This window comes from Paenibacillus sp. Soil766, assembly GCF_001428105.1.
Classification (GTDB): Bacteria; Bacillota; Bacilli; order Paenibacillales; family NBRC-103111; genus Paenibacillus_E.
This window is the reverse complement of record NZ_LMSJ01000059.1, coordinates 147,425-168,312: the sequence shown is the minus strand read 5'-3', so window position 1 is coordinate 168,312 and position 20,888 is coordinate 147,425. Positions and strand designations below refer to the sequence as shown.

At 42.3% G+C, this 20,888-nt stretch carries 20 protein-coding genes; all 20 read left to right on the top strand.

Annotated elements, in window-relative coordinates; all coding sequences use genetic code 11:
* Positions 1 to 84 precede the first annotated feature (84 nt).
* The 20 genes from ASG89_RS33450 to ASG89_RS33355 all read left to right on the top strand — a co-directional run bounded on the left by ASG89_RS33450 (position 85) and on the right by ASG89_RS33355 (position 20,771).
* Complete coding sequence (locus ASG89_RS33450; protein ID WP_235550025.1) at positions 85 to 1,062, top strand: polysaccharide deacetylase family protein; 978 nt, start codon at positions 85 to 87, stop codon at positions 1,060 to 1,062.
* A gap of 108 nt (positions 1,063 to 1,170) precedes the next feature.
* Positions 1,171 to 2,427, top strand: coding sequence for a M16 family metallopeptidase (locus tag ASG89_RS33445; protein WP_057315660.1), 1,257 nt, complete (start codon positions 1,171 to 1,173; stop codon positions 2,425 to 2,427).
* A gap of 13 nt (positions 2,428 to 2,440) precedes the next feature.
* Positions 2,441 to 2,869: a dUTP diphosphatase gene (gene dut / locus ASG89_RS33440; protein ID WP_057315759.1), complete on the top strand. Its 429-nt coding sequence runs from the start codon at positions 2,441 to 2,443 to the stop codon at positions 2,867 to 2,869.
* Between the two features lie 153 nt (positions 2,870 to 3,022).
* Positions 3,023 to 3,922, top strand: a complete 900-nt coding sequence (gene dpsA, locus ASG89_RS33435; RefSeq protein ID WP_057315659.1) for a dipicolinate synthase subunit DpsA — start codon at positions 3,023 to 3,025, stop codon at positions 3,920 to 3,922.
* Positions 3,919 to 4,512 (top strand): dipicolinate synthase subunit B, encoded by a 594-nt coding sequence (locus ASG89_RS33430; RefSeq protein WP_056625070.1) that lies wholly within the window; start codon positions 3,919 to 3,921, stop codon positions 4,510 to 4,512. Before dpsA ends, ASG89_RS33430 begins: the two co-directional genes overlap by 4 nt.
* Positions 4,513 to 4,548: 36 nt before the next feature.
* On the top strand, positions 4,549 to 5,586 hold the full coding sequence (locus ASG89_RS33425; protein WP_057315658.1) for an aspartate-semialdehyde dehydrogenase: 1,038 nt from the start codon (positions 4,549 to 4,551) through the stop codon (positions 5,584 to 5,586).
* 42 nt (positions 5,587 to 5,628) lie between these two features.
* The gene (gene dapG / locus ASG89_RS33420; protein ID WP_057315657.1) at positions 5,629 to 6,846 is read left to right on the top strand and encodes an aspartate kinase; all 1,218 of its coding nucleotides are present in this window, start codon (positions 5,629 to 5,631) and stop codon (positions 6,844 to 6,846) included.
* Positions 6,847 to 6,872: 26 nt separating this feature from the next.
* Positions 6,873 to 7,736, top strand: coding sequence for a 4-hydroxy-tetrahydrodipicolinate synthase (gene dapA / locus ASG89_RS33415; protein WP_057315656.1), 864 nt, complete (start codon positions 6,873 to 6,875; stop codon positions 7,734 to 7,736).
* Positions 7,737 to 7,907: 171 nt separating this feature from the next.
* Positions 7,908 to 9,584: a ribonuclease J gene (locus ASG89_RS33410; RefSeq protein WP_057315655.1), complete on the top strand. Its 1,677-nt coding sequence runs from the start codon at positions 7,908 to 7,910 to the stop codon at positions 9,582 to 9,584.
* Between the two features lie 185 nt (positions 9,585 to 9,769).
* Positions 9,770 to 10,492 (top strand): ClpP family protease, encoded by a 723-nt coding sequence (locus tag ASG89_RS33405; RefSeq protein ID WP_321166550.1) that lies wholly within the window; start codon positions 9,770 to 9,772, stop codon positions 10,490 to 10,492.
* Positions 10,489 to 10,728, top strand: coding sequence for a YlzJ-like family protein (locus ASG89_RS33400; RefSeq protein WP_057315653.1), 240 nt, complete (start codon positions 10,489 to 10,491; stop codon positions 10,726 to 10,728). The genes ASG89_RS33405 and ASG89_RS33400 overlap by 4 nt, the downstream gene beginning before the upstream one ends.
* Before the next feature lie 63 nt (positions 10,729 to 10,791).
* Entirely contained in the window at positions 10,792 to 13,344 is a 2,553-nt protein-coding gene (locus tag ASG89_RS33395) for a DNA translocase FtsK (RefSeq protein ID WP_057315652.1), read from the top strand.
* A 116-nt stretch (positions 13,345 to 13,460) separates the two neighbouring features.
* Positions 13,461 to 14,234 carry a spore cortex-lytic enzyme gene (sleB, locus tag ASG89_RS33390; RefSeq protein ID WP_057315651.1) on the top strand — a complete coding sequence of 258 codons (774 nt, stop codon included), beginning with the start codon at positions 13,461 to 13,463 and terminating at the stop codon, positions 14,232 to 14,234.
* Between the two features lie 95 nt (positions 14,235 to 14,329).
* Positions 14,330 to 15,610 carry an EF-P 5-aminopentanol modification-associated protein YfmF gene (gene yfmF, locus ASG89_RS33385; protein ID WP_057315650.1) on the top strand — a complete coding sequence of 427 codons (1,281 nt, stop codon included), beginning with the start codon at positions 14,330 to 14,332 and terminating at the stop codon, positions 15,608 to 15,610.
* Positions 15,611 to 15,613: 3 nt separating this feature from the next.
* Entirely contained in the window at positions 15,614 to 16,903 is a 1,290-nt protein-coding gene (gene yfmH / locus ASG89_RS33380) for an EF-P 5-aminopentanol modification-associated protein YfmH (protein ID WP_057315649.1), read from the top strand.
* Positions 16,900 to 17,655: an elongation factor P 5-aminopentanone reductase gene (gene ymfI, locus ASG89_RS33375; protein ID WP_057315648.1), complete on the top strand. Its 756-nt coding sequence runs from the start codon at positions 16,900 to 16,902 to the stop codon at positions 17,653 to 17,655. Before yfmH ends, ymfI begins: the two co-directional genes overlap by 4 nt.
* Positions 17,656 to 17,759: 104 nt before the next feature.
* A complete protein-coding gene (locus ASG89_RS33370; RefSeq protein ID WP_028558337.1) occupies positions 17,760 to 18,011 on the top strand; it encodes a DUF3243 domain-containing protein in 252 nt (83 codons plus the stop codon).
* Between the two features lie 60 nt (positions 18,012 to 18,071).
* Positions 18,072 to 18,956 (top strand): hypothetical protein, encoded by an 885-nt coding sequence (locus ASG89_RS33365; RefSeq protein WP_057315647.1) that lies wholly within the window; start codon positions 18,072 to 18,074, stop codon positions 18,954 to 18,956.
* Between the two features lie 90 nt (positions 18,957 to 19,046).
* Positions 19,047 to 19,844 carry a DUF3388 domain-containing protein gene (locus tag ASG89_RS33360; protein ID WP_414813326.1) on the top strand — a complete coding sequence of 266 codons (798 nt, stop codon included), beginning with the start codon at positions 19,047 to 19,049 and terminating at the stop codon, positions 19,842 to 19,844.
* Positions 19,845 to 19,895: 51 nt separating this feature from the next.
* Positions 19,896 to 20,771, top strand: a complete 876-nt coding sequence (locus ASG89_RS33355) for a helix-turn-helix domain-containing protein (RefSeq protein ID WP_057315646.1) — start codon at positions 19,896 to 19,898, stop codon at positions 20,769 to 20,771.
* The last annotated feature ends 117 nt before the right edge of the window (positions 20,772 to 20,888 follow it).

Below are 20,888 nucleotides of genomic sequence, written 5' to 3'. Positions count from 1 at the left end.
CAACCTTCATACAATCAGGAGATGAAGAAAGGGGACCTGTGTATGCTCCACAAAAAATGGATGTTGCTTGGGAGTTTTTTTGCTATGGTTCTATTTAGTGTGAACGCAATCCCAAGTGTTGGAATTTACATACAAAGTGTGAAAAATAGTCAACTTCATGATGATCATGTGAGTGTTGGTACAAAGGTTGACATACGTCCAGTGTTTGCTTCTGCCAATAAAACTTCCTTATTAGAAACGATAACCAAAGAAGCTGAGAACCGTAAGGTTGCTCCAATTAATGCAAAAGTAGATTCCGTTTGGAAAGCTATCCCTGGTTATAATGGACTTGAAGTAGATATTGAAGAGACACTGAAATTGGCGGAGCATCAATGGTCACCTAATCAAATTAATTATGTGATGAAGGAAGTAGAGCCAAAAATTCAATTAGACGATCTTGCTCCCAATCCTGTCTATAAAGGAAATTCGAAGAAACCAATGGTTTCATTTATGATTAATGTTGCTTGGGGCAATGAATTCTTGGATAGCATGTTAGAAACGCTGCGTAAGGAAAATGTCCGAGCGACATTTTTCTTCGATGGTTCTTGGTTAAAGAAAAATACAGAGATGGCCAAACGTATTCTAAGCGAAGGACATGAGGTATCGAACCACGCCTATTCACATAAAGACATGCGTACGATTTCGCGGAGTAAAGCTGTCGAGGAAATTTCGAAAACAGAGGACTTGCTGAAGCAACTAGGTGTAAAAAACTCATTATTTGCACCTCCCTCAGGCTACTTCAATCAAGAAACGATTCAAGTAGCCTCAGAATTTAAACTGCAAACGGTTTTGTGGACGTTTGATACGATTGATTGGAAAAATCCAGGAGCTGCTCGCATTCTTGAACGACTATCTAACAATGTAGAACCAGGGACACTTATCCTAATGCATCCCACGGTGTCGTCACGTGATGCGTTGCCAGGTATGATCAGTCTGGTTAAGAAAAAAGGGCTGGTATTAGGTACTGTAACAGATCTTCTTTCCTCCAAAAGAATCACCGGACAGGGGCAAATCACGAATTAGTCATGATTTACTGCAGCTAATTTGAGTCCTAGGCACATTTTTGTTAGACTGAGGAAGTATAATAGGAGAATTGGACTTTTAAGTGTACCATTTCGAGGAGGAACCTTGGTGATCAAATATCGCTTACATAATGGATTGAGAGTGGTTATGGAACAAATCCCCACATTTCGATCGGTAACATTCGGGATTTGGGTAAAAACAGGCTCACGTAATGAATCACAAACGAATAATGGGATTTCACATTTTATCGAGCACATGTTGTTCAAAGGTACGGAACGTCATTCAGCGAAAGATATCGCAGAAATCTTTGATGGCATCGGCGGGAACGTGAATGCCTTCACGTCCAAAGAGTATACGTGTTATTATGCTAAAGTATTGGATGAGCATTTGCCATTAGCCATGGATGTACTTTCGGATATGTTCTTTCATTCAACCTTTGATGAAGGTGAGTTGGAAAAAGAGAAGAACGTTATTTACGAAGAAATCTCCATGTATGAAGATACACCGGATGATCTTGTGCATGATTTGTTAGCGAAAGCTTCTTATGGCACACATGCTTTGGGGTATACGATTCTAGGAACGCAAGATAATTTGTCCAAAATGAAGTCTGACGATCTTCGTTCTTACCTCAAACAAAATTACAATACAGAGAATACAGTGCTGAGTATTGCCGGGAATATTGATGATAGTGTTAAGGAATTAATTGAAAAGCATTTCGGTGACTTCTCTCAATCAGGTTTTGAAACAAGCTATGATGCACCAGAGTTCCTTAGCGAGTTGATTTTCCATGCGAAGAAAACAGAACAAAATCATATTTGCTTGTCGCTACCTGGATTGTCACTACAAGAGGAAAATTTGTATCCGATGGTTTTATTGAATAATGCCATTGGTGGCGGTATGAGCTCTAGACTATTCCAAGAAATCCGTGAGAAACGTGGATTAGCCTATTCCGTATATTCCTATCACTCTTCTCATATTGATAGCGGGATGTTTACAATCTATACAGGAACGGCACCTAAGCAAACGGAAGAAGTACTGAAAGTGACGATGGAGTTGCTTCATGATATTGCGGTAAACGGAATGACAGATAATGAACTTAAAAAGGGCAAGGAGCAGCTGAAAGGCAGCCTTATTCTGAGTTTAGAAAGCACTAGCAGCAGGATGAATCGTTTTGGTAAAAATGAATTGATGACAGGTAAGCATTATAGTTTGGATGAAATGATTGAACGTATTGAAAGTGTGAACATGGATCATATTCGCCAACTAACGAAAAATTTATTTGCAACACCGTTTGCTCTGTCCATGGTCGGAAATGCGGATGATGTAATTAGCGGTTTCAGGAGGGATCAGCTTGTCTCTCTTTGATTTTGAAGTACAAATGAAAAGAATCGAAGGTCAAGAAGATATTCTCCTACCACAAAAAATGTCTGAAGCAGCTAGCGGGTATGATTTGCATGCTGCAGTTAGTGAGCCAATTGTACTCGCACCTGGTGAGCGTCAATTGATTCCAACTGGCTTCGCGCTTAGCATGCCGCCTGAATTAGAAGCACAGATTCGCCCTCGAAGCGGTCTTGCTTATAAACACGGTATTACAACGCTTAATTCACCGGGGACTATTGATGCGGATTACCGCGGCGAGGTTAAAGTATTGCTGATTAATCACGGCCAGGAGCCATTCGTTATTCAGCGGAATGAACGCATCGCTCAGATGGTATTCCAGCGTGTACCACTAATTCAATTGACTGTTGTCAATGAGTTGTCTGAAACGGTACGTGGCTCAGGTGGCTTCGGCCATACTGGTCGCTAATACTGCCGGTTACATAATACGAACAAGAAAGAACCTCTTCTTAGGAAGGGGTTCTTTCTTGTTTCAGAGGATACAAAGTCGGAAGTCACCCATCCTTAGGCGAACGCATACTATAACGTATCGAAACGGACCGAGGAAGGGGTGTAAGCAAGAATGCTTACTGGGATTTCGGTTGCTATCATGGGGGGAGACGCCCGGCAACTTGAAGTAATTCAGAAATTTACTGAGCTAGACGCTACCGTTATATTACTCGGATTTGACAATCTCGGGAGGCAATTTCACGGTGTTACGAATGTGAAATTAGATCCGGAATTGTTTGGGCATGTGGATGCACTTATATTGCCGGTTGTAGGTACGGATGAGACAGGACAAGTGGAATCTATTTTCTCAAGTGAAGAGATGATTTTGACAGATGAGCATATATCTTCATTACCAAAACATGCCAAGGTGTATACAGGTATGGCGAAGAGCTATTTGAAGAAACTCGTTTTGGCACATGACATTGAGCTTGTAGAGTTATTAGATCGTGATGATATTGCCATTTATAACTCGATTCCTACTGCAGAGGGTGCGCTTATGATGGCCATCCAGAACACCGATATTACAATTCATGGATCCATTTGTATGGTATTAGGATTTGGTCGAACAGGTTTCACAATGGCCAAAACTCTGCAAGGATTAGGGGCAACCGTTAAGGTTGGCGTCAGGAAACCGGAGCATTATGCAAGGGCGTGGGAGATGGGTTTTCAGCCTTTTTACACGAAGGATCTGTACCCGGAAGTGGGGAATATTGACTTGCTTTTTAACACAATTCCGACTATGATAGTCACAGCGCAAGTTATTACCAATATCCCACATCGCGCGCTTATTATCGATTTAGCTTCAAGACCCGGCGGAACGGACTTTCGATTTGCCGAGAAGAGAGGCATTAAAGCGATGCTAGCGCCCGGTTTACCTGGAATCGTCGCCCCCAAAACAGCTGGCCGAATTATGGCTAACACCTTAAGTCAGCTGATCGAGGAAGACTTCAAAGACAGGAGCGATGTGGAATGAATTGGCAAGGGAAAACAGTCGGTTACGCATTAACCGGTTCTCACTGTACACTTGAAGAGGTCATGCCTCAAATTAAGAGATTTGTAGATGCGGGTGCTCGTGTCATTCCGATTGTATCGAATACAATTATGACGACCGACACACGTTTTGGTAAGTCTGCTGACTGGCAGCAAATGCTGAAAGATATTACGGGTAATGAAATTATTTCTACCATTGTAGATGCAGAACCACTAGGTCCATCCAAGTTATTAGATGTGATGGTGATTGCTCCTTGTACGGGAAATACAACTAGTAAACTAGCAAATGCAATGACAGAAAGCCCCGTTCTTATGGCAGCTAAAGCACAAATGAGAAACTTGAGACCGCTCGTACTAGCGATTTCAACGAATGATGGTTTGGGTTTAAATGCAATGAATATTGCGAAGCTTTTGATTACCAAGAATATTTACTTTGTGCCTTATGGTCAAGATGCACCAGGAGCTAAACCAAATTCGTTGGTGGCCCGGATGGACTTGATTATGGAAGCTTGTGAAGCTGCGCTAGAAGGTAAACAATTGCAGCCCATGATTATTGAGAGATTTCAATACTAACAGATAGATGTCAACTTGAGGGGGAGAAACCAGCATATGTCCAACCAGAAGCTTTTCAATGTTGCAGTTGTAGGCGCTACAGGCGCTGTCGGCGAGCAAATCATCCGTCTACTAGAAGCACGGAATTTCCCCATCAAGGAATTGAAATTACTCTCTTCTGCTCGCTCTGCGGGGGTAAAGATTGCATTTAAAGGCCAAGAAGTCGTTGTGCAAGAAGCAACTCCGGATAGCTTTAAAGATGTTGATCTTGCGCTTTTCAGTGCAGGAGGCGATGTCACCAAAGCATTGGCTCCGCATGCAGTTGAAGCGGGCGCGATTTGTATTGACAATACAAGTGCGTACCGAATGGACCCAGACACTCCACTTGTTGTTCCTGAAGTAAATGTTGAGAAAATCAATGAACATAAAGGGATTATTGCGAACCCGAATTGTTCTACGATCCAAATGGTTGCAGCACTTAAACCGCTATATGACCGTTATGGGATTTCACGAATTATCGTTTCCACGTACCAAGCCGTTTCTGGTGCTGGTGCTAAAGCAATTAATGAAATGCTTAGACAGTCCAAAGAAGTACTATCAGGTAATGAGGCAAAACCAGATATTTTACCAGTAGGCTCCTTGCCAGTAAAGCATCAAATTGCTTTCAATGCTATTCCGCAAATTGATAAATTTTTAGATAATGGATTTACGAATGAAGAAATGAAAATGATTCTTGAAACCAAGAAAATTATGGGCGATGAGTCCATTGAAGTCACAGCTACATGCGTGCGTATTCCTGTTGTTTACGGGCATTCAGAATCCGTCTATGTAGAATTGAAAGAAGATTTTGATATTGAAGAAGTGAAAAATCTACTAGCAAATGCTCCTGGAATTGTTCTCGTGGACAATCCGGCAGAACAACAATATCCGTTAGCTACAGATGCCGCAGGCAAGCTCGAAACTTTCGTCGGGCGTGTTCGCCGTGATTTGAGTAATCCTAAAGCGCTTAACCTATGGATTGTTTCAGATAATTTGTTAAAAGGTGCTGCTTGGAATGCAGTACAAATTGCTGAATATATTGCTATAGAGCAATAATCAGTAAACTGCCTATATGAGCAGTGAAAATGGGGGAAACTCATGCGAATTCTTGTCCAGAAATTCGGAGGTACTTCACTTTCTACCGCACAAGCTAGAGAACACGTTATTGGACATATTCAAGATGCACTAATTCAACATTATAAACTAGTTGTTGTTGTATCTGCGATGGGAAGAAAAGGGGATCCTTATGCGACTGACACGCTCCTAGACCTCGTTCGTAAGAATGGCGAGGGGCTGCCCGCTCGGGAACTCGATATGTTAATGGGCTGCGGAGAATTAATTTCTGCAGTACTTTTGTGTAGTTTATTGAACAATACAGGAATTCAGTCCACAGTTTTGACGGGTGGGCAAGCAGGTCTGATCACGAATGAGAATCATGGCAATGCTCAAATCGTTGCGATGAAGCCTAATCGGATTCTTGAATTGTTAGAGCACGACCAGGTTGTTATTGTCACGGGGTTTCAAGGGAAAACAAGTCATGATGAGTTGACTACATTAGGCCGCGGGGGCAGTGACACATCAGCAACAGCACTTGGTGCCGCACTCAAAGCAGAAATTGTGGATATCTTCACAGATGTTAATGGTATTTTGACAGCGGATCCAAGAATTGTTGAAGATGCTAAACCGTTACAACGCGTGAGCTTTAGTGAGATTTGTAATATGGCACATAACGGTGCTAAAGTCATTCATCCGCGAGCTGTTGAAGTTGCTATGCAAGCGAATATTCCGATCCGCGTGAGATCAACTTTCACCAAGGAAGAAGGAACGCTTGTCACAGCTTCTGACAACATGTCTACAGACATTAATAACGTTAAAGATCGCTTTGTTACGGGGATTGCACATTTCACGAATATAACACAGATCCAAGTCGCTGCTGTTGATGGTGAATTTGATCTTCAACTTCGTGTATTCAAAACGATGGCGCAGCATCAGATTAGTGTTGATTTCATTAATGTGAATCCTTCAGGCGTTGTATATACTGTCTTCGATCATGAAGCTGAACGTGCAGTTCATTTACTTAAGGCGCAAGGTTACGAGCCCAAGTTCACGAGTGGCTGTGCAAAGGTGTCCGTGATTGGTGGCGGAATGAATGGTGTACCTGGTATAATGGCGCATATTGTTGAGGCATTGACCGTGGAAGATATCCGAATTCTGCAATCTGCTGATTCGAACACGACCATTTGGGTGCTTGTGCAAGGTGTCGATATGATCAAGTCAGTGCGTGCACTTCATCGAAAATTCAATTTATTTAAATAAATCAAGAAAGTAAGGAGGCGTACCAATTGAGTTTTGGAAGAGTAGTCACAGCAATGGTTACTCCATTTGATGATCAGTTGCAGGTCAACTGGGAACAAGTAGAGCCATTAATTAATTATTTAATTGAAGAACAACAATCGGATAGCCTTGTGATTTGTGGGACGACAGGGGAGTCGCCAACGTTATCAGAAGATGAGAAGTTGCGACTTATTGAACTTTCCGTTCAAGTAGCTGCAGGGCGGTGCAAAATCATTGCAGGTACTGGAAGCAACGACACTGTTCATACCATCGCTTTTTCGCGTAAAGTAGAGCAGCTTGGCGTGGATGCTTTACTTCTTGTTGCGCCGTATTACAACCGTCCTTCACAAGAGGGGTTGTATCAACATTTTAAAGCGATTGCAGAGGCTGTTAATACGCCTGTTGTGCTTTACAATGTGCCTGGCCGAACAGGTGTGAACCTGGATGCTGATACGACGATTCGTCTTTCCCAAATACCAAATATCGTGGCGACCAAAGATTGCTCGAACACGGATCAAATGACACGTATACTTACACATGCTGCCCCTAATTTCCTCGTTTATAGTGGAGATGATAGTAATACTTTGCCTTCATTAGCTATTGGGTGTGAAGGGATTATCAGTGTAGCGAGTCATGTGATTGGAAAAGAAATGCAAACTATGATAAAGTATTATCTAGAAGGCAACATTCAGCAAGCTGCTGAGCTTCATCGTAAGCTTCATCCTGTATTCACTGGTATCTTTTGTGCACCGAGCCCAGCGCCAATTAAGCATGCTTTGGCACTTAAGGGCATTGAAACAGGCAGCGTTCGACTTCCGTTAGTTCGTGTATCCGAGCAAGAAGGTCAATTCATTCAATCACTTTTTGTATGATCATGCCTAATGAATCGGTGCTTCCGGCATCGGTTTTCTTTTTTTGGGAAATCTAAATGTATTCAGTATTAACTTGTATTTGCTGTTTTTTTTCATGTATAATGGTTGCAAGTGACTAGTTCGGTTTTTTCATTTAAAATTCGTCGTCCAATCTATGAAGGAGGTATATTCTTGTCCAAAAAAAATATTGATAAACTTTTGATCTTCGCTCTTGGCGGCGTGGGCGAAATCGGAAAAAATATGTATTGCGTTCAGTATGCGAACGATATTATTGTCATTGACAGTGGTTTGAAATTTCCTGAGGAGGACATGCTCGGAATTGACATTGTCATCCCAGATATCGGGTACTTAACAGAGAATCGGGATAAAGTACGCGGCATCATCATTACTCACGGCCATGAGGATCACATTGGTGGCTTACCTTACGTGCTGAAACATCTTAACGTTCCCCTCTATGCTACGAAGCTAACGATGGGACTTATTGAAGCTAAGCTGAAGGAAGCGAACTTGCTTGGAACGACGAATCGAATTCTAATCAATTCGGAATCTGTTCTTCCCTTGGGCGTTCTTACGGCAACTTTCTTTAAAACCAATCATAGTATTCCAGATTCTGTTGGTGTCGCACTTGATACACCAGAAGGTGTTGTTGTTCATACGGGAGACTTTAAGTTCGATCAGACTCCAGTTAATGAGCAATACGCAGATTTGCATCGTATGGCTGAGATCGGAAAGAAAGGCGTTCTTGCCTTGCTTTCAGACAGTACGAATGCTGAACGTCCTGGCTACACGGGCTCTGAGCGCGGCGTAGGGATTGAGATTGAAGAAGTGTTTCGTAAAGCGAAGCAAAGAGTTGTCATTGCGACATTTGCATCGAATATCCACCGTGTTCAACAGGTGTTTGATGCAGCTGCAGCAACGAATCGCAAAGTGACAGTAATTGGTCGCAGTATGGTTAACGTGGTTTCGATTGCTAGCGATTTAGGCTACTTGCACATTCCAGACGGCATGTTGATTGAGCCAGAGGAAGTTAACAAGCTTGCAGCTGATCGTGTAGTTATCCTTTCAACGGGTAGCCAAGGCGAACCGATGTCTGCTCTAACAAGAATGGCACGTTCAACCCATCGTAAGATTGATATTTTACCAGGGGATACGGTTATTATTGCGGCAACTCCGATTCCAGGAAATGAGCGTTACGTTGGCAGAACGGTTGATGAGCTTATGCGCATCGGTGCCCACGTGATTTATGGACCAGGATCAGTAACGGGTGTTCACGTTTCAGGTCACGGTAGTCAGGAAGAATTAAAGCTAATGCTGAACCTGATGAAGCCTAAATACTTTATTCCAATTCATGGCGAATATCGCATGCTGCGTCAACATGCTATCCTTGCCGAAACTGTCGGCATTCCTAAAGAAGACATTTTCATGTGCGATATTGGTGATACGGTAGAAATTCAAAATGGGGCTGCACGCAAAGGATCGAAGGTTCAAAGCGGCAACATCCTAATTGATGGACTAGGTGTAGGCGATGTAGGCAATATCGTATTGCGTGACCGTAAATTACTGTCGCAAGATGGAATTCTTGTTGTCGTGGTTACACTTAGTAAGCAAGATGGCAAAATTTTGTCCGGCCCAGATATTATTTCACGCGGATTTGTTTATGTTCGTGAATCCGAAGGACTTCTTGAAGAAGCCAATCGAATCGTAACAAATACGTTAACTAAACTAATGAATGAAAATGTAAATGAATGGGCATCTTTAAAAACAAATGTGAAAGATGTTCTCGGACGCTTTTTATATGAACAAACCAGAAGAAGACCAATGATTCTTCCTATCATTATGGAAGTTTAGGTACTCGAACAAGTCACTTGAGCCTATGCAAATAGTAAAGCTCTCTCCAAATGGAGGGAGCTTTTTCTTGTAGCTGCAAAGTGAAGTATGCATGAAAGTATACAAGTTTATTCATACTATGGAAGATCTTGAACAACTTGTCTTTGTAGCTTAATTTGAAAGGGGATTATGAAGTGGCATCAGCACTGGAATCGAAGGAACAAGAACAAGGGACAGAGGAAGCCAAGAAAAATGTCGTTCTTGAAAATATCCAACAATTAGGACAAACGAATACGGTCTCTGGCGAATCAAATATTTTCTGTTTAACGATCATTGGGCAGGTAGAGGGGCATATCGTACTACCACCTCAGAATAAGACGACCAAATATGAACATTTAATTCCTCAACTCGTGGCTGCCGAGCAGAATTCCAAAATTGAAGGCGTAATGATCATTTTAAACACAGTAGGCGGTGATGTGGAGGCAGGTCTAGCTATCGCTGAGATGATCGCGACGTTATCTAAACCCACGATTGCATTGGTTCTAGGAGGCGGCCACAGTATTGGTGTTCCAATAGCGGTGTCTGCGGATTATTCGATCATAGCCGAAACAGCTACCATGACGATTCATCCGATTCGATTAAATGGCTTGGTAATTGGAGTACCGCAGACCTTTGAATATTTAGATAAAATGCAAGAGCGTGTTGTAAGGTTCGTAACGAAACATTCTAATGTAACGGAAGAGAAGTTTAAAGAGCTTATGTTTAAGACGGGTGAACTTACGAGAGATATCGGCACAACGGTAATTGGTATCGATGCCGTTAAATATGGACTAATCAATCAAGTAGGTGGCATCGGTGATGCCATTCGTGAGTTGAACAGCCGAATCGAATCAAAGAAAGTGGCGAACTCTGGGGGGCTTGTTCAGTGATCCATTATTCCGTGATTCCTATGGAGGTAATCTTTGAAGGATTCGATGCATATAGCCCACAATACTTAGATATTGAAGTAGACGGTTTCATGATGCAAATTGAACCGTTAAGCGGCTATCAAGCACGCATTGTAAGGTTGTATAGCTGTAATCCCCAAGATTATTTGAATGAACAGTATACGCCTGGCAGTATCATTTCTTACCAACCTCAGCTAGCGGTCAATTCAGCGCATTAGGTCTTGTTCCCGTATCATCCCTCGAGTCAAATATGGTATAATGTGGACTTGGGGGTGACAATCTTGGCGAAACGCAGGAAAAAGACGAAGGCTGTAAAGACCAGCTTATTATTCGAGCTGTATGGAATCCTCATCTTGATTTTCTCGGTCATTGCCCTTGCACATCAAGGTCATGTGGGGAATTCATTGATTTATTTGTTTCGTTTTTTTGTAGGGACTTGGTATTCACTTATACCACTTATTTTTATTTATGTGGCCTTATATGCCATGATCAAACGTGCTTGGCCACAAATGGTAACTCCCAAGAAAGCGGGCATTTTGTTGTTCATTCTTGGCTTATTAATCAAGAATCATATTGATTTATTTGCTCAGCTGTATCCTAACAACGATTTTACATCAGGTAAAGTCATTTCTTCGACATGGTCTGCCATGCTTGAGGGGTTGCACCCGACTGAAGCTGGAAGATCAGCCTTAGAACATGGTATTGGCGGAGGAATGATAGGCGCTTTTCTATACAGCATCCTCTATTTCTTGTTCGATTACCTTGGAGCCAGACTAATCCAATATATGCTTTTCGTTATGGGTTTTATTCTAGCTACAGGTGTTTCTTATGTGGATCTGGGTAATATCGTGAAGGGTCGTTTCAGTAATGTAGGACAAAATTTTAAAGACAGAATGAAGGAATGGCTGCAAGACCGCGAGGGACGACAACCACAGGCGCAGGCAGCGTCAGCGGGAAATGCGCCTACTAAGGTGAAGAAGCCAGCTTATGTACCTGTTGATGATGAATTTGATGAAGAAGTCTTTCAACCAGTCAAGCGGGCGAAGAGAACGCCATTGTTTATGGAACTCCTCAGACCAATTAAGGAGAACCGCAAGAAATCTGCAGCAAGAGAACGGGATGATATCGAGGATAATTTGTCTGTTGCTGAAGCTGAAGAGTCCGGAGAGGAAGTTGTTTACTCGAACAACGAACATCCAACGGCTGAACCGTTACATAATACAGGTGAACCCTTAGGAGCACCTATCATTCGTGATTTTCAAGAACAGGTTATTCAAGAAGCACAACAAGTTGTTAGACCTGCAGCGTCTTCTGTACCCAATAGTACAACAACAGTTCCAATTAGTGCAGATGGAGATGAGAATGAGCCAGTTACACTTGAGTTTCAAGATGCTCCAGTCATCGAAACTCGTCCTTATGAAATACCTTCGCTTGATTTACTAGCAAGACCAGCTCTCGGTAAAGGAAGCGAAATGGCGGATTACAAGGCCAATGCAAGAAAGCTTGAAGCCACATTAGAGAGCTTTGGAGTTAGAGCAAAGGTACTTGAGGTAGTTAGAGGTCCTGCGGTAACTCGATATGAAATCCAACCTGATGTAGGTGTGAAGGTTAGCAGAATTGTTTCTTTAACCGATGATATTGCACTAGCATTAGCAGCAAAAGATATACGGATGGAAGCACCTATACCTGGGAAATCTGCGATCGGTATTGAGGTGCCGAACTTAGAAGTTTCTATTGTTACGATGCGAGAAGTCATGGAAACTAATGCTTTTCAGGAGTCTAGCTCACGTCTATCCGTCGTTCTTGGACGAGATATTTCAGGTCAGCCAATTGTTGGAAATCTGGCGAGAATGCCCCATTTATTAGTCGCTGGTGCTACTGGATCAGGTAAATCCGTATGTATAAATGGGATTATCACAAGCATTTTGTATAAAGCTAAGCCAAATGAAGTGAAGTTTCTAATGATCGATCCGAAGATGGTTGAGTTGAATGTATATAATGGCATTCCGCATTTATTAGCTCCTGTCGTTACGGATCCAAGGCGAGCATCTCTAGCACTTAAGAAAATCGTTGTCGAGATGGAGAAACGCTATGAGCTATTCTCCAAGAGTGGGACACGTAATATTGAAGGCTATAATGCGATGTTGACGGAGAGTGGTACTGCAGCACCTCTGCCATACTATGTGATTATCGTGGATGAGTTAGCTGATCTTATGATGGTAGCAGCAAATGATGTTGAGGATTCAATCTGCCGTCTTGCACAGATGGCGCGGGCTGCAGGGATTCACTTAATTATTGCGACACAACGTCCTTCCGTTGACGTAATTACAGGTGTTATCAAGGCCAACATTCCTTCACGTATCGCATTTGGGGTGTCTTCGCAAGTGGATTCGCGAACGATTTTGGATATGGTAGGAGCGGAGAAATTGCTGGGTCGTGGAGATATGCTTTACCTGCCAGTGGGTGCATCCAAACCTGTACGTATTCAAGGGGCATTCCTTTCCGATGGCGAAGTTGAACAGGTTGTTGGGTTTGTACGTACGCAAGAACAAGCCAACTATCGGGAGGAACTCGTACCACAGGTTGAAGAAATGCCAGAGCAGCAGAATGAATTTGAGGATGAGCTTTATGATCAAGCCGTTCAAATTGTTTTGGAAGCGAAGCAAGCATCAGTATCCTTATTACAACGAAGAATGAGAGTTGGTTACACACGTGCTGCTAGGCTTGTTGATGCCATGGAAGCTAAAGGGGTTGTTGGCCCTTATGAAGGCAGCAAACCGCGTGAAGTACTGATCTCACTTGAACAATATCATCATAACCGGATTAGCTCTTAATCCGTATTGGATAAACACTCTCCTATGGGGAGTGTTTTATTTGTATAATCATGGACTCACTTTCTCATAATAAGCAAGAAAAGGTTGCAATTTGAAAAGTGAGGTTGAGAAGGGGAATGAATAAACGACTAATAGTCATTACATTTTGTATCGTGTTTGTCTTGGTAGTTTCTTTTCAATTGAAGGGCAAATTCAATCCGCCGACGGTAGAAACATTTAGTAAGAATGAAGTACGCTATGGTGCCACGGGTTCTGATGTGAATGAATTACAAGGCAGGTTGAAATTCATTGGATTTTATAATGGTAGCATTGACGGTGATTATGGGTACAAGACCTTAACAGCAGTGAAACGATTCCAGGGCGAGTTTGGCATGAAGGTGGACGGTATCGTTGGACCGAAAACCAAATTAAAGCTATGGGAAGCAACGAAGAGCTGGAGACCTTCAGCCCCAGAAACGGCGAATAACAATCAGGGTAGTAGCAATAAAGGTACAGATACGCCTGCCAATCTAACTCCCTCTAACAATCTTGGTTATTCGGAACAGGATATTAACTTAATGGCCAATGCTGTCAATGGTGAATCACGGGGTGAGCCATACATAGGACAAGTTGCTGTAGCGGCGGTTATTTTAAACCGAGTGAAATCGGCAAGTTTTCCGAATACAGTATCTGGTGTTATTTTTCAACCGGGGGCTTTCACGGCCGTAGCGGATGGTCAAATATGGTTAACACCGAATGAATCCTCCAAAAAAGCCGTAAGGGATGCATTGAATGGACTAGATCCAACGGGTGGTTGTATCTATTATTTCAATCCAGAAACAGCAACGTCCAAATGGATTTGGACAAGAAAACAAATTAAAAAAATTGGTAAACACATTTTCTGTGTGTAAAATGGACAAGGAGAAGGGGCCACATGTGGTTGCTTCTCCTCTTCGTATAGGAATATAATGGATTTATTACACAGACATAGAAGGGAGACTGACCTTTGAAGCCTACTCAATTTGAGCGTAGCAGTTGGAAGCATATCCGAATACACGTTCTACCGACAGATCGTTTCAAAACATTTGCCATTTCTGTATACATAGGACGTCAATTAGATGAAGAGACGGTCACAAGTACGGCAGTAACACCTTTTATCCTTCGCAGAGGTACAGAACTTCGTCCTGAAACGAAGCAATTCAGGGAGTATTTAGATGATTTGTACGGTGCAGGGTTTGGCTTTGATATCTATAAGCGAGGCGACTACCAAATTGTTCAGTTACGAATGGACATTATCAATGATCGATTCGTGAAATCAGCGGATTCCTTGCTGAAACAAGGACTTGAATTTGTAGGAGAAACGTTAACTCGCCCGGCATTAGAGGATCAACATTTTCGTTCGAAATATGTAGATGCGGAAAAACAAACACTTCGTAAACGAATTGAATCGGTCATCAATGATAAAATTCGTTATGCAGCCGAACGTTGCATGGAAGAAATGTGCAGTGGAGAACCCTATCGACTTCATCCCTTAGGAAAAATAGAGGACCTCGACGGTATGAATGCGGAGCAGCTTTACGAACAATATAAAGAATGGCTCCAAACATCACCGATGGACATTTATGTTGTTGGCAACACAACGTTAAGTGAAGTAGAAGAAATTGTGAAGCAATCGTTTGCGATTGAGCGGAATGCTGATACTAGCTATGTCACATCTGCACCGCGTGGCGTAACAGGTGAAGTAAAAACGATTGTAGAACGTTTGGATGTTAACCAAGGTAAGTTGAATATGGGGCTTCGTACGAATATTTCATACAGTGACGATCAGTACCCGGCTGCACTTATGTATAATGGAGTTCTAGGCGGATATCCGCATTCCAAATTATTTACGAATGTTCGTGAGAAAGCGAGCCTTGCCTATTATGCATCTTCCCGATTTGATGGACATAAAGGCATTTTGACGATTCAGTCAGGGATTGAGATGGCTAACTATGAGAAAGCCGTGGATATCATACGTAAACAACTGAAAGCTTTGGAACAAGGTGAAATCACCGATATTGAATGGAGTCAAACAAGAGCGATGATTTCCAATCAATTGCGTGAAATACAAGATTCAGCGTTTGAGCTGATTTCATTTGATTTTAATGCCATTTTGTCGGGAAAAGAGCGTACGGTAGCGGGTTTAATTTCTGCAGTAGAGCAAGTAGATATACCGGCTATAGCAGAGGTTGCGAAACGAGTTCAATTGGACACGATATACTTTTTACGGGATCAGAAGGGGGAGTAAACCATGCAGAGTATTCCATATCCACATCTTGATGAAACCATTTATCATGAAAAGCTTGATAATGGGCTGCATGTGTTCGTGTTACCCAAACCAGGTTTCCAGAAAACGTATGCAACTTTTACAACCCAATATGGCTCTATTGATAACCATTTCCAAGTTCTGGGTAAAGATGCCGTACGAGTACCAGATGGTATTGCGCATTTCTTAGAACACAAAATGTTCGAAGAACCCGAAGGAGACATTTTTGCAACGTTTGCTACGAATGGTGCATCGGCCAATGCTTTCACAAGCTTTGATCGAACGGCCTACTTATTTTCATCAACAGATCGCTATTTGGAAAACTTAACGACATTAATTAATTTCGTGCAAAACCCTTATTTTACGGATGAGAATGTTGAAAAGGAAAAAGGGATCATTGGGCAAGAGATTAAGATGTACGAGGATAATGCGGACTGGAGAAGTTATTATGGCTTGATTGAATCCTTGTATGCGAAGCATCCGATTCATATAGATATTGCCGGGACTGTTGCGTCAATTGCAGAAATAACTAAGGAGACCTTATATGAGTGCTATAACACGTTCTATCATCCGAGCAACATGAGTTTATTCGTTGTAGGAGGCGTGGATCCACAAGAGGTTATTACCTTAGTCAAAGACAATCAAGCAGCCAAAACTTTTCCACCACAAGGTGAGATCCAAAGGTTCTTCCCTGAAGAGCCAGTAGAAGTCAAGGAATCTCGCAGGCTTATTGTACTTCCAGTTTCGTTGCCGAAGTGTTTAATGGGCTTCAAGGAAGCTGCACCAGCGGTTACAGGTAAGCCATTATTGGTAAGAGAATTAACGACCAAATTAATGTTGGATATCTTATTTAGCTCCAGTTCTGATATTTATCAAACACTCTATGATGATCAGTTAATTTCGGATAATTTCGGTCATGAATATAACTGTAGTGATGGGTATGCTTTCTCCATTGTTGGGGGGGATACGAAGGATCCTGAACAGCTTATTGCTAGGATTCGTGACGAGGTTGAAAAAAGAAAAGAAACTGGTCTCGATAGTGTCACTTTCGAACGCAGTCGTAAGAAGAAGATTGGCAGTTTCCTGCGGATGATGAACTCACCTGAATCGATTGCGAATGAATATACCAAGTACCGTTTCAAAGGGATCGATCTCTTCGATATTTTGCCGGTATATGAACAGCTAACACTAGAAGATGTGAATAATCGCTTCCGTGAGCATTTCGATTGGAGTAAGCTTGCTATTTCCATTGTACAGAGTCGTGAACCATCGTGAGTGTTGGTAAACCATTCAGTGAACAGACCGTGCTGATTACGGGAGCTAGCAGGGGGATTGGCGCTGCTATAGCTCAACGTTTCGCCGCGGTAGGCATGCAGATTGTCATTCATTATCGGGATTCACATGAAGCAGCCAATGAAATTGCCCGTTCTTGCTTGAAGCTAGGGGCAACAGTATTTACGGTATCAGCGGATATTCAATCGCATGAGCAGATTCTCAAAATGAGAGATAAGCTGGAACAAATGAATATGGTACCAGACATTATTGTTAATAATGCAGGGATTTCTCACTATGGGATGCTAGCTGATGTGACAGAAGAAGACTGGGATCGTGTCATGAATGTTAATCTCAAGGGTTCTTTCCTTTGTACGCAAGCTTTTATGTCCGCAATGGTTAAACAAAAGTATGGTAGAATCATTAACGTATCTTCGATATGGGGCATCTCAGGTGCTTCGTGCGAGGTACTATATTCAACCGCCAAGGGCGGCCTTAATGCGTTTACGAAAGCGTTAGCCAAGGAACTCGCTCCATCAGGTGTTACAGTGAATGCCGTAGCACCTGGTGCTGTTCAGACCGATATGATGGCCAGCTTTCAGGCTGACGAAATAGATGCCATTACCAACGAAATTCCTGTTGGACGGCTAGCTTCGCCGCATGAGGTAGCATCGCTTGTCTATTTTTTGGCCTTGCCTGAATCTGGTTATATTACAGGTCAAATCATCTCACCTAACGGAGGTTGGCTTACTTAAATACAAGAATCCATGGTAGAGAAGTCGACGCATAATTCTGTTTTGAGAAGCGCATATTACGTATGTAATGACCATTTCTCATAACTCAAAGGAGGCTTCTTACAATGGCTACTGTACTTAAAGTGTTCGACAAATGGAAAGAGTTTTTGGCTGAACGCGTGAGTCAGGCTGGACATGCAGGGATGAGTGATGAAACCATCTCCAAGCTCGCTTTTCAAATTGGGGAGTTTTTGGCAGACAAGGTGGATCCTCAAAATGAGCAAGAACGAGTTCTCAAAGAGTTGTGGGATGCTGGGGATGAACAGGAAAAGCATACTCTTGCGCGCCTCATGGTAAAATTAGTAGACAAAGGCTAATAACCGTTTTACAATTCAATAGGGTATGATGTGAAAGCCTCCTCTTTCGGAGGCTTTTGCATGCTTTATCAGCTGGAAAGGAATTATCAATGTATGCATATGACTCGTTTATTACTTATTTTAATCCTAGTAGTATCACTACTTGCTGGTTGCGGGAATCGTGGAATTCCAGTTATTAAGCAAGAACTGCTTGATCAGAAAATGTCTGTTCTAATGCTCTCAAGTAGCGGGCTATCAGCATCAGCAAAGGACGTGCTGGGTCAAACACTAAAGAATTGGCGAGATGGAAATTCGATTGCTTACGAGTGGGTTAAAGATTTGAATGCGCTGGATGATAATGTAGTTTCGAATTTGAAATCGAAATCATATGATTACATATACGTTGTTGGAAATGAGCTATTCCCTTCTGCCAACGAGAAGATGGCATTAGGTCTTACTACGAGTAAATGGACTTTTCTACAAAGTCAGCCATGGGCAGAAGGTAGCGCAGTTACCGTGAACGAGCAGGCATCTTTGCTCCAATTGGACTTGCAACAAATGGAAACCATGAAAAACAAGGCGATTCAAGATCTTTTGTTTCAAAATGTGGTCATCGAATGGGTAACGCAAAGTGAACGTCCAATTCCATCTGCATGGGCCCCTTCAGAAGAAGCCGATCACATAGTATTGCTAAATAACAATAACCAATGGTTTCAGCAGTTGAGTTTTCAAGTACATCAACATCATGCAACATGGGTTATTTTTTACAGCCCTGCGAGTGCAGAACAGTTGCAAAAAGCGAAAACTTTGGGTGTATCCGTAATGGACTTTTCCGGAGCGGTATCCGCCGATCTTAATTGGGCACAAATTTTGGATAACCGGCTCGCGGCGATGAAAACACATAATTGGCAAAAAGGCATCCAAACTTACAATGCGCAAGAGCTAAAGGAACTAAAAATGAAATAATGTCAGTGTTCTTCTGTTTTGGAGAAGGATTATGGCGAATTTTGTAGAAATTAATTAAATGGACATGAACAGTCTGGTTCAGTTACAGATATGTGTGACAGTGATGATGATGAGGTGGAAGAATTGGACGTTAAAGAATGGTATATGGAATACAAAATTCACAAGAACCGTCCCGGTTTATTAGGTGATATAGCTTCATTGATGGGGATGCTGGATATTAACATCGTAACGATTAATGGGGTTGAAGATCGTACGCGTGGCATGCTTCTACAAACAAATGATGAAGAAAAAATTGATTTAATGGGTAAAATGTTGAGAAAAGTAGATAATATTACTATTACTGCTTTGAGACCTCCTAAATTAGTTGATATTTTGGCTGTTCGTCACGGCAGATATATAGAACGCGACTCGGACGATCGCAAAACATTTCGTTTCACGCGAGACGAGCTAGGTTTATTAGTTGATTTTCTTGGTGAAATATTCAAGCGTGAGGGTAACCAAGTTGTAGGGCTTCGTGGTATGCCGCGTGTAGGTAAAACGGAGTCGATCATCGCAGGAAGCGTTTGTGCGAACAAACGGTGGACGTTTGTTTCTTCAACTTTATTGAGACAAACCGTTCGCAGTCAGCTTTCTGAGGATGAAATGGCCCCAAACAATGTCTATATCATTGACGGTATTGTTTCGACGATTCGTTCCAACGAAAAGCATTACAGTCTTTTACAAGATATTATGGGTCTTCCTTCAACAAAGGTTATCGAGCACCCAGACATTTTTATTCGGGAATCGGAATACACCTATAATCACTTCGATTATATTATCGAGCTTCGGAACAGCCCGGATGAAGAAATTAACTACGATTCGTTTACGTATACGTCCGAACCTTTTTAATGTTTCAAACGTCAATAACAGGATGAATAATTCCTTCGGGGAGGTGACCATATGTCTGACTTAGGCTACATTTTGCGCAAAACTCGACTGGAAAGAAAGATTTCGCTAGATGATCTCCAGGAAGTTACTAAGATCCGCAAGCGCTATCTAGAAGCCATTGAAGAAGGAAACTACAAAGTGCTGCCAGGTAGTTTTTACGTGAGGGCATTTATTAAAAGTTATGCGGAAGCATTGGGACTTGATCCGAATGAAGTTCTAAATATGTATCAGTCAACGCTTCCTGCCCCAACGATTGAGAAGCCTGTTGTGGAAGCGATTCGCAAGAATAGATCAAGTGTTCGCAATACAGAAAAAATGAGCCGCTGGGCTTCTAGCCTGATGTTTGTCTGTTTTATTTTGCTCATATTCGGGATTGTATATTATTATACATACAAGAATTATAAGGGAACGCCAGCGGATGAGAAGCCAACGCAAACGCAATCGCCGCGCATAACGGACTCGACGAACCCTTCGCCGAGCACGTCTGTAAATGCTACTGGGGAAGGTAAAGCAACAGTGATTTCAACGCCAACCCCAACACCAGCGCCGACCCCAACACCACCAGCTGTGCAGGTGAAATTTAGCGCTAATGAAAAGGGTGTAGATAATTACATCATTACAGGTACTGCGAATTTAAATATTCAATTCAAAATTACAGGATCTTGCTGGATTGCTATTAATGCACTAACCCCTGAGGGTGAGAAGGGGCCATTGCTAAGACAGAAACTGTATAATGTCGGTGATACGGACACATTTGAGTTAGCGACTTCAGCTTATTTGAATGTTGGTGCAGCTAGTGCTTTGCAGCTCATGGTCAATGGCACTCTCGTACCTGTTGGCGATACGCCGAATCCGAAGCGGGTTCAATTGAATTTGCAGAAAAGCTAGCAATTTGCCAGTTCCTGCGCTTTCCCGGGTAATGAAAATAGCTTGATGGGAAATATTCGAAGCCATTGGCGGTTGGATATTTCCTTTTTTACGTGTTCTTGCTATAATGCTAATGTA